This window comes from Streptomyces sp. NBC_01525 (genome assembly GCF_045040405.1).
GTDB lineage: Bacteria > Actinomycetota > Actinomycetes > Streptomycetales > Streptomycetaceae > Streptomyces > Streptomyces benahoarensis.
This window is the reverse complement of sequence record NZ_CP109397.1, coordinates 1,960,277-1,978,033: the sequence shown is the minus strand read 5'-3', so window position 1 is coordinate 1,978,033 and position 17,757 is coordinate 1,960,277. Positions and strand designations below refer to the sequence as shown.

The following is a 17,757-nucleotide window of genomic DNA, read 5'->3' as shown; positions in this document are numbered from 1 at the left end:
GGGGGATCGGCGCCGGTCAGGCCGAGGCGCGGCGTTCCGGGCGGCGCATCAGGAACGCCGCCGCCGATCCGGCGACGACGAGGGCGCAGACGGAGAGCACGGTGCTCATCCAGGAGGCGCCCAGCCACTGCCCACCGAAGTAGCCGAGGCTGACGCTGTACCCGGCCCAGGCCAGGCCCGCCAGCGCGGACCAGGGCAGGAACTCGCGGACCGTACGGTGGGCCACCCCGGCGCCCAGGCTGACCACCGAGCGCCCGGCGGGCGCGAAGCGGGCCAGGACGACGATGGCGCCGCCGCCCCGGGCCAGGGCGGTGCCGAGGCGTTGCTGGGCGGCGGTCAGACGGCGGGAGCGGCCGATCGCGCGGTCGAAGCGGTCACCGCCGCGCCAGGCGAGCCGGTAGGCGACCATGTCGCCGAAGACCGACGCGGTCGCGGCGCACAGCACCAGCGCACACAGCTCCGGCAGAGGGGCGCCGCCGTCCACGCGGGCACCGACGGCGCCCGCGGCGGTACGGGTGCCCGCCGCCGCGGTGGCCGCGGCGATCACCAGGACGCCGCTGGGCAGGAACGGCACGAAGACGTCGAGGACGATCGAGAGGCTGACCAGGGCGTACACCCAGGGGGTGCCGCTGACAGGCCCCAGGCTTTCCAACAACGTGCCACTCCCGGTCCGGACCCCGCCGCGACGTCGCATGGGGCGGCAGGGGCGGCTCTACAGCTGTACAGCGTACGCCTGGGATGCGGCGGCTTTTGTCCCAGGGGGACAGATGTTGTTCGTTTCACGTTCACCCGGGGGGTTCGACCCCCTGTGCCCGGGCTTGAACGGCGCCTCCAGGGGTGAACGGTGCGCCCTGGGAGGCGCCGTGCGGACCGGCGGCGGGATCACGGACCGTGAGCGGAGGGCCCGTTCTCCAGGGGCGGCGGTCAGTCGGTCGCCTCCGGTGCGCCGTCGCGGCTGCCGAAGAAGAGCCGGTCGAGGGGCCAGGCGCCGGGGCCGAGGAAGAGGATCAGCAGGAACGCCCAGCAGTAGATCGCGGACGGTTCGCCGCCGTTCTGTATCGGCCACAGCGCGTTGCCCTGATGGACGGAGAAGTACGCGTACGCCATCGAGCCGGAGCTGACGAAGGCGGCGGCGCGGGTGCCGAGGCCCAGCAGGACCAGGAGGCCGCCGGCGAGCTGGATGACGGCGGCGTACCAGCCGGGCCAGGAGCCCGCCGGAAGGGCCGAGCCGTTGCCCATCGCGCCGCCGAGCACCCCGAAGAGCGAGGCCGCCCCGTGGCAGGCGAAGAGCAGACCGACGACGATCCGGAAGAGCGCGAGGACGTGCGGCGCGTATCTCGTGGTCAGCGACGTTATCGGGGTGATGGTGCCGGTATGGGGGGTAGTAGGCGGATGGAGCTGAGCGGACATGTGAGACTCCTACGGCTTCGGAGGGGACGGACAACCGATGGAGGCATAGGTTAGGGATGCCTAATAGTGCTTGCAACTTCAATCTCTAACCAACGGTCGACCTTGCCGAACTGATTGGTCTGAACCAATCATGCGTGCGGGGCCGGACGCGTCAACGGTCCGGACAGCGGTAAATCCGCGCACCACCCGCCACCGGGTGTCCTGTGCCCCCGACTGCCCCTGTACGTCCGGGTGTTCGGCGCCGGGGCGCGGTCGTCCGCCGGATTCCGGACATGCGAAAGCCCGCCTCCCGGAGGGCTCCGGAAGGCGGGCAGGGAGCGAGGGAGTCCGGGCGGGCCGCCGGATCTCGGTCGCCCGACGGGATCAGCAGCCGTCGAGGATCTTCTTCAGCGCGGCCTTCTCGGCCGAGTCCGCCGTCAGCTCGTACACGTGCTTCACCCAGACCCACATCCGCGCGTACTCGCAGTGGTACGAGGTCTTCGGCGGCAGCCACTTCGCCGGGTCCTTGTCGCCCTTGGCCTGGTTCACGTTGTCGGTGACGGCGAGGAGCTGGGAATGGGTCAGGTCGTTGGCGAATTCCTGGCGGTGCGCGGTCGTCCACTGGGAGGCGCCCGACTTCCACGCCTCGGAGAGTGGCACGACGTGGTCGATGTCCAGGTCCGACGCCTTCGTCCACTTGGCGTCGTCGTACGGCGAGATCCAAGTGCCGCTCACCGCCGCACAGTTGGAGTCCGTCGTGACGTCGGTGCCGTCGCGCTTGAGTACCACCTCACGGGTGTTGCAGGCGCCCTCCTGGGTGATCCAGTGCGGGAACTTGTCGCGGCTGTAGCCGTCGCTCGAACCCTCGGGCTGCTCCTTGATCTCGGAGAGGTACGTCCGGGCGGTGGCCGCGCTCGGCGGGCTCGGCGGCGCCGCCTCGGCGGTCTGGCCGGTCAGGGCCACGGTGCAGACGAGCGCGAGGGCCGAACCCGCGGCGACCGTGAGGCGACGCGCGTAGACCTTTGGCATCGGAACTCCCTTGACGTGGGGGGAAGTGGGGCGGGCCCATGGTGGCCGTGTGGGATGGCCGGTACATAGGCGCCAGGTAACAGAGTGACGACATGCTCACGTCAGTTCAAGGGCTTGATGCCGCGCCATGTTCGTGTCGGGGCACGGGGGTTGGGACGCTCCCGCGCACGCGCCCCCCTGGTGCGAGCGCGGGCCACCGCTGGTCAACGGGGCGCCGCCCGCTCGCCGCCGCATCGGCCGGGGCGGAAGGGCACTGCCGTGACTGCCGGGATTCCTCGTGCGGATGTTCGCCGCACCGCCGGGAACCGGCCCGGACCCGGGAACGTGGGGTTGGTCACGCCGCCCGGGGCGCCCGTGGAGCCGCCGCCCGGAGACCTCCGGCGCGTTCCGGCAGGCGCGGTACGACAGTTCACGCCGGTGGCGGTGCAGACTCCCGGGCGACGTGGTCCCGGCGCCGTGCGCGCGTGGACGGACAGGCCCCGTACCCTTGGCCGGAGCAGAAGGGGAGTAGCTCTTCGCCGGACCGTCGACATACTGCCCGCCCTCGCGGCGGGCCGGCGCCCGGAGGCTCGCGACCGTCGAGGAATCATCGGCGTACGCGGGCCAGCGAGACCTTCGGCCGCAGTGTCCTGACGCTGCCGTGCCGAAGCGACCCCGGATACGGGCCCCTCGGCGCGGCCCGACCGAACGAGGTATCCCGCCCCGTGTTCAGCCTTACCGTCGCCGCCGTCGTCTTCGGCGTCATCTTCCTCGCCGAGCTGCCCGACAAGACCGCGCTGGCCGGTCTCATGCTCGGCACCCGCTACCGCGCCTCGTACGTCTTCGTCGGCGTCGCCGCGGCGTTCCTCGTCCATGTGGCGCTGGCCATCGCGGCGGGCAGCGTGCTGACGCTGCTGCCGCACCGCCTCGTCCAGGGCGTGGTCGGCGTGCTCTTCCTGGCGGGCGCCGCCGTGCTGCTCTTCAAGAAGGACGACGGCGAGGAAGAGGTGAAGAGGCCCGCCGACCAGAGCTTCTGGAAGGTCTCCGGGGCGGGCTTCATGATGATCCTGGTCGCGGAGTTCGGCGACCTCACGCAGATCATGACCGCGAACCTCGCGGCGCGCTACGACGACCCGGTCTCCGTCGGCGTCGGCGCCGTCCTCGGCCTGTGGGCCGTCGCGGGCCTGGGCATCCTGGGTGGCCGCACGCTGATGAAGCACGTCCCGCTGAAGCTGATCACCAAGGTGGCGGCGGCCGTGATGCTGCTGCTGGCCGGATTCAGTCTCTACGAGGCGATCGCCGGCTGAGTTTCCACCGGGTGGCGGCCGGGAACGGTGCCACCCGGTGCGGCAGGCCCTACGCCCCGGCCGCGTCCCGGGCGGGCAGGCGCAGAGTGAACCCGCCGTCCGGCAGCGCCTCGATGCGGATGCCGGTCAGGTCGGTGACGTGCACCGTCGGCGCGAAGGCCGCGGCCCGGTCGCCCACGCCGACGACCCGCATCCCGGCCGCCCGGCCCGCCTCGATGCCCGCCTCGGAGTCCTCGAAGACCACGCACTCCGCGGGCGCGAAGCCCAGCTCCGCGGCACCTTTCAGGAACCCTTCCGGATCGGGCTTGCTGGCGCCCACGCTCTCCGCGGTGATCCGCACGGCGGGCATGGGCAGCCCGGCGGCGCCCATCCGGGCGTCGGCGAGGGCGCGGTCCGCGGAGGTCACCAGGGCGTGCGGCAGTCCGGCGAGCGCGGCCATGAAGGCGGGCGCGCCGGGGACCGGCACCACACCGTCGGTGTCGGCGGTCTCCTGCGCCAGCATCCGCCGGTTGTCGGCGAGGTTCTCCGCCATCGGGCGGTCCGGGAGGAGGGCGGCCATGGTGGCCCAGCCCTGACGTCCGTGCACCACCCGCAGGACGTCCGCCGCGGCCAGCCCCCGCTCGTCGGCCCAGCGGAGCCAGCAGCGCTCGACCACGGCCTCGGAGTTGACGAGGGTGCTGTCCATGTCCAGCAGCACGGCGCGGGTGGTGAGCGTGGTGGTGGCCGTCATCGGCGGGCTCCTGGGCGCTACGGGGAGTGCGGAGGGCGCCGTCAGGCGGGGCCGCTGCGCGCCCGGTGCCGCGGGGAGGTCAAGTGGCTCCGCCCGCCGGTCAGGGAGTGCGGGCGGAACCACTTTGTTCCTACACGATACAAAGCGCGTCGGGGTGCGGACAAGCGGCCCCCGCCGAACGTTCGTGGGCCCGCGTGTGAACGCCGGGTGCACGCCCTGGGGTGCGCCGCCCGTAGCCCCCGGTCCGGGGGCGCCCTGGCGGCGGCCTCGCGCCCGCCGTGCCGGGGCTGCGCGTACGCCGGGGGCTCCCGTCCACCGCCCGCGCGCCCCTGAGTTCCCGGGTCGGGGTGTGCCTGATGTCACGGCACCGGGGGCGCTCCGGGGCGGGCTGGTGCGGGGGCGCGGGGGCGCGGGGGCGTGCGGGGCAGGCCCGGGCGCGCCCGCGTCCTTCTACGGCCCGTACGTGTGGGACTCCAGGGAGGCGCGGGTGGCGGGTCCGTAGACGCCGCGGGGGTCGCTCGGGACGCCGTACCGCGCCTGGTAGCGGGCCACCGCGTCCCGGAGCTCCGCGCCGTAACGGCCGTCGACGGGGGCGATGTAGAGCCCCAACTCACGGAGCCGGAGCTGGAGTTCGGTCACCCGGCGGCCGGTGGCGCCCTCGCTGAGCGGGACCGGGGCGGGCGGGGTGGTGGTGCCGTGGGCCGGTGGGCGGGGGTGCCAGGCGCCGGGGGCGGAGACGGCCGCGTCCGAGGCCGGGCCGGGGGAGGCGGCGCGGGCCGTGGAGCGCGACGGCGGCAGCGCGACCGCCGGGGCGCGGTCGTCGGCGGGTGCGGTGTCCTCAGCGGTCGGGACGGCCGTGTCGTCGGAGGGTGGTGCGGCCCGGTCGCGCCGGTCGGCGAACGGTTCGCCGCCGAGCAGCCCGGCGGTCACGGCCACCGCGGTACCGGCCATGGCCAGGACGGCCGGTACGGCGCGTTTGCCCGGGCGCGCGCCGGGGGGCGCGGGAGCCTCGGCTCCGGGCTCCGGGCACCGCACCGTCCGCGAGGTCGGCCCCGCGAGCCCCGGCCGGGCCCGGCGTACCGCCCCCGCGCGCGCCACCGGGCGGACGCCTCGCAGCCCGCGCAGGTCCGGCAGGGCGGCGAGAGGCGGCCGGGCGTCACCGGGCGGGACGGTCCCGGCGGCGGGCGCCGAGGGGGGCTCGGAGGGAGGCCGCCACCCGGGGCCGCCCGGTGGGGGCGGCGGGGCGACGGGCGGGAACGCCGGGGCGGGCGGCGGTTCCTCGGGGTCGGGCAGCAGCACGTACGGCCGTAAGCGCAGCGGTTCGAAGTCGTCCGTGGCGGACACGGCACACAGGCACGCCGGCCGGCCGCCGCCGCTCTCCGGCGCCAGGCAGTACGGGCACCTCGCAGACGTCACAGCGGTACCTCCCGCGGTGCCCGGAACTCCCGACGTGCGCGTGGCGGCCCCGGAGCGGCCCGCTGTCCCCGCCTCCGGGCGTACGGCGGAGCCGCGCGGACCTGCCCCGGCCCGCGGCGGCATCGCGGGCGTTCGGCCGCTGCGATTATCCAGGCCCGCCCCGGCGCGCGCAGGTACTCCGGCACATCCAGGGGCGTACGGCGGAAGGCGCCCTGGTGGCTGTGCGGGGCGCTCGGCCGCCAGGAGGGGCGGGCCCGGCGCGCGGTGTCCGGAAGGGGTGCGCGGGGGCGCACCGTACGGACGCCGCGCCGCGGGCCCTCTCCCGGCGGGGCGCCGCACCGGCGGCGCTCCCGCGCTCGGCGGGCCGGATCCGGACATAACCACCAGGATGGAGGGTGCGGGCGCCCGCCATGGACGGCCACCCCGGGCGACCGGTTCCGTGCACCGGGTCCGTGTACCGGGCCCGCTGACAGGGCACGGCGCACCGAGTGCCGGGAGGACGAGGAGGCCGCGAGAACCAGAAGGCCGGACGGCCGGAACCGGGAGGAGCCGGAGCTTCGGGAAGGCCGGAACGGCTGGAACGCCGGAACGGCCGGACCCGCTGGGACGCCGGTACCCGGGTGGACCGGGAAGGCCGGGAAACCGGGCCCGGGGCCCAGGTCGTCCCGGCGCATCACGAGCCGGAAGCCGGGAAACCCGGCCTCGGCCGCCAGGCCGCCCGGCGACGGCATCCGGGCCCGGAGACCACCCATCCGGAACCCGCGAAGCCCGGGAGAGGGGAAGACGCTCATGGCGCAGGACACCGGGGCACCGGCGGGGCCCGTCGAGGCCGGGGACCGGCGGACGGTTCTCGTCGCGATCGGCGCGCTGCTGCTCGGCATGCTGATCGCCGCACTCGACCAGACCATCGTCGCCACCGCGCTGCCCACGATCGTCAGCGACCTCGGCGGTCTCGACCACCTCTCGTGGGTGGTCACCGCCTACCTCCTGGCGTCGACGGCGGCGACCCCGCTGTGGGGCAAGCTCGGTGACCAGTACGGCCGCAAGAAACTCTTCCAGACCGCCATCGTGATCTTCCTGATCGGCTCGGTGCTCTGCGGATTCGCCCGGAACATGCCGGAGCTGATCGGCTTCCGGGCGCTCCAGGGCCTGGGCGGCGGCGGGCTGATCGTGCTGTCCATGGCGATCGTCGGGGACCTCGTACCGCCCCGGGAACGCGGGAAGTACCAGGGGCTCTTCGGGGCGGTGTTCGGCGCCACCAGCGTGCTCGGGCCGCTGCTCGGCGGGGTGTTCGTGGACCACCTCAGCTGGCGCTGGGTCTTCTACATCAACGTGCCGATCGGCGTGATCGCCCTGGCCGTCATCGCCGCCGTGCTGCACATCCCGGTCCGCCGCACCTCGCACCGCATCGACTATCAGGGAACCTTCCTGATCGCTGCGGTCGCCGCCTGCTTCGTGCTGATGACCTCGCTCGGCGGCGTCACCTACCCCTGGAGCTCCTGGCAGATCATCGGGCTCGCCGTCCTCGGGTTCGTCCTGCTGGCCGCGTTCGTCGCCGTGGAGCGGCGGGCCGCCGAACCGGTGCTGCCACTGCGCCTGTTCCGCCTGCGGACCTTCGCGCTGACCTCCGTCATCGGCTTCGTCATCGGCTTCGCGATGTTCGGCTCGATGACGTATCTGCCCACGTTCCTGCAGGTTGTCCAGGGCGTCACGCCCACCATGTCGGGTGTGCACATGCTGCCGATGGTCCTCGGCATGCTGCTGTCGTCGACCGCGTCCGGGCAGATCGTCAGCCGCACCGGGCACTACAAGTTCTTCCCCCTGGCCGGGACCGCCGTGACCGCCATCGGCCTGCTCCTGCTGCACCAACTCGGCCCGGCCAGCGGCGTCGCGGTGATGAGCCTGTACTTCTTCGTCTTCGGCTTCGGGCTCGGCCTGGTCATGCAGGTGCTGGTACTCATCGTGCAGAACGCCGTCGACTACCGGGACCTGGGCGTCGCCACCTCCGGCGCGACCTTCTTCCGCTCCATCGGCGCGTCCTTCGGCGTCTCCATCTTCGGCACGGTCTTCGCCGGCAACCTCGGCCCCCGTATCGCCGACGCCGTCGCGGGCCACCCGCTGCCGCCGGGCATTTCCCCGTCCGCCATCGCCCAGGACCCACGGGTCGCCGGGCAGCTGCCGCCCGCGCTGCGCGCCGGTGTGCTGAACGCCTACTCCGTCTCGATCACCGATGTTTTCCTCTACGCGGTGCCCGTCGTCCTCGTCGCGTTCGCTCTGGCATGGTTCCTGAAGGAAGAGCCGCTGCGCTCCAGCGTGACGGCGCCGGACACCACCGAGGTGCTGTCGTCCAACCCCGTCGAACGATCCTCGTACGAGGAGTGCGCCCGGGCGCTGTCCCGCCTCGGCGGCCTGGAGGGCCGCAAACGGATCTACGAGAAGATCACCGAGCGGGCCGGGCTCGATCTGAAACCGGCGGCCAGCTGGATGCTGCTGCGCATCCAGCACCACGGCTCGGTGGAACCGGCCCTCCTCGCCGACCGCACCACCGTGCCGCTCGGCGTGATCTCCGAGGCCACCCGGCAGGTCGAGGAGCGCGGTCTCGCCGTACGCGAGGGCCTCGACCTGCGGCTCACCGACGCCGGGCGGGAGGTCGCGGAGCGGCTGGCGGAGGCGCGGCAGGAATCGCTGGCGCGGATGCTCGGCGACTGGTGGACGAAGGACCGGCCGACCGATCTGACGGAGCTGGTACGCGAGCTGACCTCGGAACTCTGCGGTTCGGACGCCGAGGAGCCACACAACGGCGACGCCCGGCGCACCCTGCCCCGTACGGGCTCGGCGCCGCGGCCGCCGGATCTGGCGAAGTGAGGGGGCCGGAACCGGGAGGGAGCGTCCCCTGGGAGGTCGGAAGGCCCGCCCCCGGAGAAGCCCAGGCGGGTCCGTCCCCGGGGGAGGCCCAAGCCGGTCCAGGCACCGGGGGAGGCCCAAGCCGGTCCGGATCCCAAGGGAGGCCCAAGCCGGCCCGGATCCCAAGGGAGGCCCAAGCCGGCCGGTCCGGCCCCAGGGGGAGGCCCCAATGGGTCCGGCCCCCCCCGGGGCGCCCACACCAGGCGGGCGCCCCGGATCGGTACGGTGTCAGCCCTGCTTCGGACCGGCCTGCTGGACGACCTCGAAGGACCAGAGGGTGGAGCCGGACGCCGCGGGCTTCGGCCGCTCGCCGCCCTCGCCGCCGCCCTGGTGGGCGGCCTTCATCGGCCCCTCCATCCACGCCTGGAAGGACGCCTCGTCGCGCCAGCGGGTGTAGACGAGGTACTGGTCGGTGCCCTCGACGGGGCGCAGCAGCTCGAACCACTCGAAGCCGTCGGACGAGTCGACGGTCCCGGCGCGCGAGGAGAACCGCTGCTCCAGGACCTCACGCTGCTCGGCGGGGACGGTGAGTGCGTTGATCTTCACGATGCTCATGCCGCCATCGTGCCCCATCCCGGCGGACGGCCCCGGGGCAGGTCCCCCGACCGGACGCCGCCGCCGGGGCCGGTCGGGGCGGGCGCGTGGGGCCGGATGCGGGCCCGGCAGGTGGGGCGGCGTCCGGCGGGCCGGGAGCGAGCCCGGCCGGTGGCCTCGGACGCGCAGGAGCCCGGTGCCGTAACGCACCGGGCTCCTGCATGTTTCCTACCGCTTCCGACCGACTTGCCGGTCAGGCGGCCGCGGCGGCCTCCTGGCGGGTGGCGTGGATGACCTCGCGGGCCTCCGCCTCGGTCTCGACCGCGGGGGGCGAGCCGGGCAGCGGCTTGCGGGCGCTCTCCGACATCCGCCAGACCGCGATACCGCCGATGACGGCCGCCGCCATCATGTAGTAGGCGGGCATCATGCGGTCGCCGGTCGCGCCGATCAGCGCCGTGACGACCAGCGGGGTGGTGCCGCCGAACAGCGACACGGAGATGTTGAAGCCGATGGACAGCGAGCCGTAGCGCACCTTCGTCGGGAAGAGCGCGGGCAGCGCCGACGGCATCGTGGAGGTGAAGCAGACCAGCAGCAGGCCCAGCGCGCTCATGCCGAGGGCGATGGCGAGCAGCGAACCCTGCCGGATCAGCAGCAGCGCGGGCACCGAAAGAAGCAGGAACCCTGCACATCCCGCGGCCATCACCGGGCGGCGGCCGAAGCGGTCGCTGAGCCGCCCCGCGAACGGCTGGACGCACATCATCACGACCATCACCGCGAGGACGACCAGCAGCCCGTGCGTCTCGTCGTACTTCAGCTCCGAGGTCAGATAGCTCGGCATGTACGACAGCAGCATGTAGTCGGTGACGTTGAAGACCAGGACCAGGCCGACGCAGAGCAGCATCGAGCGCCACTGCCCGAAGATCATCTCGCGGACGCTGACGCGCTTCTCGGCCTCCCGGCGCTCCTTCTCCTTCGTCCGTGCCTCCTGCTCCAGCAGCGCGAACGCCGGGGTCTCCTCCAGCCGCATCCGCAGGTAGAGGCCGATGATGCCCATCGGGCCCGCGATCAGGAACGGGATCCGCCAGCCCCAGGACAGCAGGTCCTCGGTGGAGAGCAGCGCGGTCATCAGGGTGACCAGACCGGCGCCGCCGACGTAGCCCGCCAGGGTGCCGAACTCCAGCCAGCTGCCGAGGAAGCCGCGCTTCTTGTCGGGCGCGTACTCGGCGATGAAGGTGGACGCGCCGCCGTACTCACCGCCGGTGGAGAAGCCCTGCACCAGGCGGGCGACGAGCAGCAGGATCGGGGCGCCGACGCCGATCGAGGCGTACGAGGGGATCAGGCCGATGCAGAAGGTGCCCGCAGCCATCATGATCATGGTGACGGCGAGGACCTTCTGGCGGCCGATGCGGTCACCGAGCGGACCGAAGACCATGCCGCCGATCGGCCGGACCAGGAACGCCGCGGCGAACGCGCCGAACGTCGACAGCAGCTGCGCCGTCGGGTTCCCGGACGGGAAGAAGACCTTGCCGAGGGTGACCGCTATGTAGCTGTAGACGCCGAAGTCGAACCACTCCATCGCGTTGCCGAGCGCCGCGGCGGATACCGCGCGCTTGACCATCGCCGGTTCGACGACCGTCACCTCGTCGGCAGGTCCTTTGGAGGACGTTCCCCCGGTGCGCTTTTCCGAGTCGGATGCGGCAGCCGTCTGGCTGCCGCCCTTGCCACGGGGCCCCGGTGCGACGGGGGACTGCGTCGGCACGTGTTCGCTCGCCTGCGCTCTCTGGGTCGACTACAAGGAAAGTCCCGTCACGGGGTGACGGGCGAAGTCGACCATAGGGGCAGACCCGGTCATCACGGACGGTGCGCGGATGACCGCGCAATTGGTCGCCTACCCGTTCCACGCAGGGCAAACGCGGCTTCGGAGACGTTCCCGCGGTGAGTCGTGGTGTGAGCCATATCGCGGTGAGAGCCTGCAACCGTACGCCGGGGTGAGGCGGCCCACACCCCGCGCGCAGCCCTCCTCGCACGCGCCCCTCCCGCACGCCTTCCCGCCCGCCGCGCACGGGGCTGCCGTACGGCCCGCACGGGACCGACGGCCCGTACGTACGCCTCGTACCGGGCCCGCACACACGACCGGCGCGGCAGCCCGTGGCGGGCCACCGCGCCGAGGGATCGTCGCGTCACTCAAGGATCCGCCCGGTCCGCCCGGACCGCCACCCGGAGGGCACCGCTCACTCCATCCACGCCTCGTACGACAGCACCGCACCGGCCTCGACCCGGGTACCGGGGATGTCCTCGGTGGTGGTCGTCTCGCTGCCCAGGAGACGACCGGTCGTCGGGTCGAGGATCAGCATCTGGCGGATGCCCTCCATGGCGCCCTCACGCCCGGCACAGACGTACGCCTGGCCGCGGCGGCCCAGCCGGTCGGTGACCCGGCCCACCGGGCGCAGATCACCGGCGCTGGCGAGCAGCCGCACCACGGCGGCGCTCTCCCGGGGCCCCGGCGTCCACTCCTGACGGAACGCGGACAGCGCCTGGAGCAGCTGCGGCGTTCCGCCGTCGGCCTCGCCGTACAGCGCGCCCAGCAGCCGCCGCAGCGCCTCCGGGTCGTCCGGCGGCGGGGTCCGCGACGCCAGACCGCCGCGCTGCGCCTCGACGCCCGCCGGATACACCACCCGGTGCAGCACCTTCCCGTCCTCGACGGTGCCGCGGCGGCCGTCGCCGGTGGGGTGGATCACCGGGCGCCCCGGGTGGCGCGGATCGGTCGCCACCACCAGCTCGGCGCCGCTGCCGTCGGCGTTCCAACGGGTCAGCCGCTCTTCGGGCACGGTCAGCGGCGGCGCGTCCGCGGTGCCGGTGCGGCGGTCCAGGTACCAGCTCTGCAGATGGCTGCCCCGGTGCGGCCCGGCCCCGGGGCCCGCCGCGGCGGCGTACGCCTCGGCGCGCCGCGCCAGCTCGGCCAGCGGCACGGACGGGTCGCCGGAACGCACCTGGAGGGCGGCCGGGACGGCGGCGGCCGGGGTGGAGCCGGGCCCGGAGAGGGTGTAGGCGAGCACCGCGAAGAGGGCCAGCGCCGCCGCCTCGGCGCGGAGCACCAGACGGCGGCCGATCTTCTTGCGGCGGCTGCGGTACAGCAGCTGGTTCAGCTCCCGTTCGGCCCGGTGGCCGAGGGGTTGCTCCCGCCACGGTCCGGTGTGCGCCGACACGGGATCGGCCGTGCGCAGCAGCTCCAGTTCGTCATCCATCGCACTCGCCTCCTGCTCGCGCGGACATCGGCGTCCGCATCCGGTCGATCTGGGTACGGAGCCGGGCCCGCGCCCGGTGGAGCCGCATCGCCGCCGCGCTCCGGCCGCAGCCGAGGGTGACGGCGAGCTCGTCGACGGTCAGCTCCTCCCACGCCGTCAGCCGCAGCACCTCCTGGTCGGCGGGGGAGAGCCGGGCGAGCGCCTCGTGCACCCAGGAGCCGGGCCGCTCCGCGTCCGGGCTCTCCACCGTCCCCCCGCGGTGCGCGATCTCGTGGTTGCCCAGGCGGTGCAGGAGGCGGCGGTAACGGCCCCTGCCGCGCACCGTGTTGGCCAGGCAGTTGCGGGCCACCCCGTACAGCCAGGGCAGGGGCGAGTCGGGGAGGTCCGCGCGGCGCCGCCAAGCGGTGGAGAAGACCTCCGCGACTACTTCCTCGACCTCGTCCGCCTGCCCGTCCAGTCGCCGCGCCACGAAACGACTGACCGCCCAGTAGTGGGCGCGGTAGGCAGCGGCGAAGGCATCGTCCGTGCTCATGATCGGTTGGTGTCCGGCACACCCCGGATCGTCACACCCCGCCGCGGTGATCCATCCCACGGCCCCCGGCGGCGCGGAACGGTGACACGGGGCGGGCCGCCGGACACCTACCGGGCATGAGAACTCCCGTGAAGTGGCTGACGACCACGGACCACAAGGCGATCGGCACGCTGTATCTCGTCACCGCGTTCGCGTTCTTCTGTATCGGCGGGGTGATGGCGCTGCTGATGCGCGCCGAACTGGCCCGGCCCGGCCACCAGATCCTGTCGAACGAGCAGTTCAACCAGGCGTTCACGATGCACGGCACGATCATGCTGCTGATGTTCGCGACGCCACTGTTCGCCGGATTCGCCAACTGGATCATGCCGTTGCAGATCGGCGCGCCGGATGTCGCCTTCCCGCGGCTGAACATGCTCGCGTACTGGCTCTATCTCTTCGGGTCCCTGATAGCTGTCGGCGGGTTCCTCACGCCGCAAGGGGCGGCGGATTTCGGCTGGTTCGCGTATACCCCGCTGTCCGGTGCGGTCCGGTCGCCCGGCATCGGCGGCGATATGTGGATCATGGGGCTGGCGCTCTCCGGGTTCGGCACGATCCTCGGCGCCGTCAACTTCCTCACCACCATCATCTGCATGCGGGCGCCCGGTATGACGATGTTCCGCATGCCGATCTTCACCTGGAACGTGCTGCTCACCGGCGTACTGGTCCTCCTCGCCTTTCCGGTGCTCGCCGCCGCGCTGTTCGCCCTGGAGGCGGACCGGAAATTCGGGGCGCACCTCTTCGACGCGGCGAACGGCGGGGCGCTGCTGTGGCAGCACCTCTTCTGGTTCTTCGGGCATCCAGAGGTCTACATCATCGCCCTGCCGTTCTTCGGCATCATCTCCGAGGTCATTCCCGTCTTCTCCCGCAAGCCGATGTTCGGTTACGTCGGATTGATCGCCGCGACGATTTCCATCGCCGGCCTTTCGGTGACGGTCTGGGCGCACCACATGTACGCCACCGGCGGCGTACTGCTGCCGTTCTTCTCGTTCATGACCTTTCTCATCGCGGTGCCGACCGGGGTGAAGTTCTTCAACTGGATCGGCACGATGTGGAAGGGCTCACTCTCCTTCGAGACGCCGATGCTCTGGGCGATCGGCTTCCTGATCACCTTCGTCTTCGGCGGCCTGACCGGCGTCCTCCTCGCCTCACCGCCGCTCGACCTCCACGTCACCGACTCGTATTTCGTGGTCGCCCACTTCCACTACGTCATCTTCGGTACGGTCGTCTTCGCGATGTTCTCCGGATTCCACTTCTGGTGGCCGAAGTTCACCGGAAAAATGCTGGACGAACGCCTCGGGAAAATCACCTTCTGGACGCTGTTCGTCGGCTTCCACGGCACGTTCCTCGTCCAGCACTGGCTGGGCGCGGAAGGCATGCTCCGCCGCATCCCGGACTATCTGGCGGCCGACGGCTTCACCACGCTGAACACCGTCTCCACGATTTTCTCGTTCCTGCTCGGCCTGTCGGTCCTGCCGTTCTTCCACAACGTCTGGAAGACCGCGAAATACGGGGAAAAGGTCGAGGCGGACGATCCGTGGGGCTACGGCCGCTCCCTGGAATGGGCGACCTCCTGCCCGCCGCCGCGCCACAATTTCCGCACCCTGCCGCGTATCCGCTCCGAATCCCCGGCGTTCGATCTGCACCATCCGGAGATCGCTGCCGAGGGCAATGCGCCACGGAACGGGGAACGGGCGGCGCTCGTGCCCGAGCGGAGCGGCCGGATATGAGCGGGACGACCGGCGGGATGCGGACCGACGAGGCGATCAACGAGATCGAGGGCTTCCTGCTGTGGGAGGCGGAGAAGCGCCGGGCGCGGGGCCGGGCCGAGGCGTTCTGCGCCGGGCTGCCCTGGCTCACCGAAAGCCAGCGCGCGGAGGTCGAACGCCGCTACTGCCACGACCAGGCGGAGCTGTCCCGCGACTGCCTGGAGCGGATCGCGGCACGCGCCACCGCACTGCGCGCCGAGTACGCGGGCGTCCACCGGGCGCTGCGGCGACGCCTGTTGACCGGGTACGCGACGGGCACGGTCGTGGTGGCGGCGGCGGTGGGCTTCGCCCTGGGCGGTCGGTGAGGCGGCGGCCCCGGGGCGATCTGCGCGGCGCCGGACCGACAGCGGTGGTTGGTTCCGTAGCGCCTGCCCGGTGGTGCCGCCGACGGCCGGGGGGAACAGCCGTCGGCGGCGGGACCGGCGCGGCGCGTGGGCCGACCGGAGTGCGGGCGGTGCGTGGGCGGTGCGGGGTCAGCCGCCGACGGTGATCCGGGACGCCGGGTCGGTGGTGTCGCTGACGGTGTAGGTGGCGTTGAAGTGCGAGCTGGTCGCGGTCGTCGGGCAGCCGAAGCCGCCCTCGGCCTTCACCGGCACCGCCGCGTCGGTGAACTTCAGGGTGGACGGCGCGCCGTTGGTCCAGGTGCCGTTGACGGTCGCCGCCGCCGTCGGTGCGGCGGTCACCGTACAGCTGGCCAGACCGCTGGTCTTCAGCACGAACCCGCCCGACGGCATGGTGAGCCCGGCGGTCGCCGGGGCGCCGTTCTGCAGGGCCACGGTCCAGTCGCCGGTCGTGGTGACGGTGGCGCTGACGCCCGGCATGCTCGTGGTGCAGGAGCTGTACGTGGGCGCGGAGACGGCGCTGCTCACCGGCCCGGAGGCGTTGGCGTTGCCGGGTGCGGCGGGGACCGAACCGGTGGCGTCGGAGGCGGTGCAGGTCACCGTCACCGAACCGGCGGAGAACGTCGCGGAGCCGGACAGCTTCGCGCCGAAGGCGTGCCCGGCGGGCGTGACGGTGGTGGACGCGGCGGCGGTCCGTGCTGTGGGGGCGGGCTCGGCGGTCGCCGGTCCCGTCACGGCCAGCATCAGCCCGAGGGCCGCCGCGATACCGGCCGATGCGGTGAGCACGGTGCGGGAGAGGTGCTGGGTCATCGCTGAACTCCTTCGTACGGGTGGGTGCCCGGGGCCGGGCTGTGAGGGGGAGTGCGGTGGTGCGGGCACACGCGGCGGCACACGGACGCATGGCCGCGCGGCGTGGCGGGGGCGCACGGCGGACACCGTGCGCGGGGGAAGGGCAGCCGTACGGGGCCGGTCGGCTGTGGGGTGCCGTACGGAAGGCGGGGGACGAACTCCGGGACGGGCGGGGGCTACCGCGTCACGGAATGCGGCTTTCCACGGCCGGGTCCGGCACGCCGGGCGCCACGGGCGGAGCCCCGTCCGCGTCCGGTGCACCGGACGCCTCGGCCGCGGCAGGCCCTATGGGCGGAGCCCCGCCCCCGTCCGGAGGCGTCCTGGTCTCCACCGGCTGCCATGCGAAGACCATCGCGCCGCCGAGGATGCCGAGGACGGTGCCGACCAGGAAGCCGCCGAGGTTGGACATGACCAGCGCGGCCATCGCGCCGAGGACGGTCAGGACGCCGGCGAGGGTCCGGTGCTGCGGGGTGAACCACGCCGAGAGGCCCATCAGGATCATCACCAGCCCCATCAGCACCGACGGGACACCGGCGATGCCCTGCTGGAGCATGATCTTCAGCGGGGCCAGCGGCAGGGCGCAGATCTCCGCCCCGGCCAGCACCGCCGCCAGCCCGCCCCAGAAGGGACGGCCGCGCCGCCAGCGCCGCCAGCGGGCCCGCGCTCCGGCGGCGCCCATCTCAGAAGCATTCCTTCGCGCCCTTGGACACCTTCATGCTGAGCCCGGAGAGCCGGAACGTCCCGGCGTTGGTGGACCAGGCGGTCTGCCGCAGATGGTTGATGGCGATGTCGTCGGCCTGCTGCGCGAAGAGGTCCTGGAGGCCCTTGGCGTCGGCCGGGCCCTTGGTGAGCGTCGAGGCGTCCCGGCCGATCTCGATGCGGTGGAAGGACGCGTCCCCGGAGAGCTGGGTGGCGTCAACGAACAGGTCGGTCGCCTGTACGGGCTTGTCGGCGCCCGCGGTCAGGTTGAGCGAGATGTCGCCGAGGACCGGCAGATGGGTGACGACGGACTGGCACAGATGGTGCAGTTCGGCGGTCTTGATGGCGGTGACGGCGACCGGCAGCAGATCGCCCCTGGCGTTGGTGTCCACGCTGCCGTACTGGGCGAATCCGTCGCCGGTGAGGCGGTCCGCGGACACCTTGAACTGCTGTCCCGAGACGGCGAACGAGGCCGCGAGCGCCCCGTTGGCGAGGGCGATGCCCAGGGCGGCGGTGCCGGCGACGGCGGGGACGGTCAGCACGGCGAACCGCCGCCAGCTGATGCGTCCCGTGACGTGTCTGCCGTGTGCGTCCTTCACGACGTGTCCCCTTCGATGAGTGCGGTGGTCGCGCTGTCGAACGTGTGGGGGCGTGCCAGGTGCGGGTACGCGGCGTACCGTCCGGGCGCCGCGGCCGTCGGGCGGCGTGGGGCGCGGGCGGGCACGGTGGCCGTGCGGCGGTACGGGAGCGTGCCGGCAGGGTCTGCGGACGGCGCGCTGCCGGTGGCGCTGAACTGCCGGTGTTACCACGGGTGTTACCGGCGAGTTGAATGTAATTCCGCCGCTGTCCGCTGGCAAGGACACGCGTGCGACGGTTTTCGGCCGACTGCGCGGGCCCGTGACGCCCGGTCTCCGGCGCCCGACGGCATGCGACGGCCCGCCGCCCCGGGCGCACGCGAAGGCCCGCCGCCCCGTGGACGACGGGCCCGTCCCGCACGG

At 73.0% G+C, this 17,757-nt stretch carries 16 protein-coding genes; 4 read left to right on the top strand and 12 right to left on the bottom strand.

Annotated elements, in window-relative coordinates:
- Positions 1–16: 16 nt before the first annotated feature.
- From OG422_RS08805 to OG422_RS08795, 3 genes are all read right to left on the bottom strand, one after another.
- On the bottom strand, positions 17–655 hold the full coding sequence (locus OG422_RS08805; protein ID WP_405741701.1) for a DedA family protein: 639 nt from the start codon (positions 653–655) through the stop codon (positions 17–19).
- A gap of 269 nt (positions 656–924) precedes the next feature.
- Positions 925–1,410, bottom strand: a complete 486-nt coding sequence (locus OG422_RS08800; protein ID WP_405741698.1) for a DoxX family protein — start codon at positions 1,408–1,410, stop codon at positions 925–927.
- A gap of 363 nt (positions 1,411–1,773) precedes the next feature.
- Positions 1,774–2,418 (bottom strand): HNH endonuclease family protein, encoded by a 645-nt coding sequence (locus OG422_RS08795; protein ID WP_405741695.1) that lies wholly within the window; start codon positions 2,416–2,418, stop codon positions 1,774–1,776.
- Between the two features lie 704 nt (positions 2,419–3,122).
- On the opposite strand from OG422_RS08795, the gene OG422_RS08790 reads away from it, so the two are divergent.
- Positions 3,123–3,704, top strand: a complete 582-nt coding sequence (locus OG422_RS08790; RefSeq protein ID WP_405741692.1) for a TMEM165/GDT1 family protein — start codon at positions 3,123–3,125, stop codon at positions 3,702–3,704.
- Positions 3,705–3,753: 49 nt separating this feature from the next.
- Here the strand turns inward: OG422_RS08790 and OG422_RS08785 are convergent, their stop codons facing one another.
- Positions 3,754–4,434, bottom strand: coding sequence for an HAD-IA family hydrolase (locus tag OG422_RS08785; RefSeq protein WP_405741689.1), 681 nt, complete (start codon positions 4,432–4,434; stop codon positions 3,754–3,756).
- A gap of 450 nt (positions 4,435–4,884) precedes the next feature.
- Positions 4,885–5,778: a peptidoglycan-binding protein gene (locus OG422_RS08780; RefSeq protein WP_405741686.1), complete on the bottom strand. Its 894-nt coding sequence runs from the start codon at positions 5,776–5,778 to the stop codon at positions 4,885–4,887.
- 861 nt (positions 5,779–6,639) lie between these two features.
- Here OG422_RS08780 and OG422_RS08775 point away from each other — a divergent pair.
- Complete coding sequence (locus tag OG422_RS08775; RefSeq protein ID WP_405741683.1) at positions 6,640–8,715, top strand: MFS transporter; 2,076 nt, start codon at positions 6,640–6,642, stop codon at positions 8,713–8,715.
- Between the two features lie 267 nt (positions 8,716–8,982).
- Here OG422_RS08775 and OG422_RS08770 read toward each other — a convergent pair whose 3' ends face one another.
- The 4 genes from OG422_RS08770 to OG422_RS08755 form a co-directional block, all read right to left on the bottom strand.
- Complete coding sequence (locus OG422_RS08770) at positions 8,983–9,309, bottom strand: antibiotic biosynthesis monooxygenase family protein (RefSeq protein ID WP_391642774.1); 327 nt, start codon at positions 9,307–9,309, stop codon at positions 8,983–8,985.
- Positions 9,310–9,541: 232 nt separating this feature from the next.
- Entirely contained in the window at positions 9,542–10,927 is a 1,386-nt protein-coding gene (gene proP, locus OG422_RS08765; protein WP_251076632.1) for a glycine betaine/L-proline transporter ProP, read from the bottom strand.
- Between the two features lie 592 nt (positions 10,928–11,519).
- Positions 11,520–12,533, bottom strand: coding sequence for a CU044_5270 family protein (locus OG422_RS08760; protein ID WP_405741678.1), 1,014 nt, complete (start codon positions 12,531–12,533; stop codon positions 11,520–11,522).
- The gene (locus OG422_RS08755) at positions 12,526–13,065 is read right to left on the bottom strand and encodes an RNA polymerase sigma factor (RefSeq protein WP_143941847.1); all 540 of its coding nucleotides are present in this window, start codon (positions 13,063–13,065) and stop codon (positions 12,526–12,528) included. Before OG422_RS08755 ends, OG422_RS08760 begins: the two co-directional genes overlap by 8 nt.
- Positions 13,066–13,181: 116 nt before the next feature.
- Between OG422_RS08755 and ctaD the strand changes: the two genes are divergently transcribed.
- Both ctaD and OG422_RS08745 read left to right on the top strand, forming a co-directional pair.
- Entirely contained in the window at positions 13,182–14,831 is a 1,650-nt protein-coding gene (ctaD, locus tag OG422_RS08750) for a cytochrome c oxidase subunit I (protein ID WP_405741675.1), read from the top strand.
- Complete coding sequence (locus tag OG422_RS08745; RefSeq protein ID WP_405741672.1) at positions 14,828–15,175, top strand: hypothetical protein; 348 nt, start codon at positions 14,828–14,830, stop codon at positions 15,173–15,175. The genes ctaD and OG422_RS08745 overlap by 4 nt, the downstream gene beginning before the upstream one ends.
- 168 nt (positions 15,176–15,343) lie before the next feature.
- On the opposite strand, the gene OG422_RS08740 is transcribed toward OG422_RS08745, so the two are convergent.
- From OG422_RS08740 to OG422_RS08730, 3 genes are all read right to left on the bottom strand, one after another.
- Entirely contained in the window at positions 15,344–16,021 is a 678-nt protein-coding gene (locus OG422_RS08740) for a hypothetical protein (RefSeq protein WP_405741670.1), read from the bottom strand.
- A 223-nt stretch (positions 16,022–16,244) separates the two neighbouring features.
- Entirely contained in the window at positions 16,245–16,739 is a 495-nt protein-coding gene (locus tag OG422_RS08735) for a DUF6114 domain-containing protein (RefSeq protein ID WP_405741667.1), read from the bottom strand.
- A 1-nt stretch (position 16,740) separates the two neighbouring features.
- Positions 16,741–17,358, bottom strand: a complete 618-nt coding sequence (locus tag OG422_RS08730) for a DUF6230 family protein (protein ID WP_405741664.1) — start codon at positions 17,356–17,358, stop codon at positions 16,741–16,743.
- Positions 17,359–17,757: the final 399 nt, after the last annotated feature.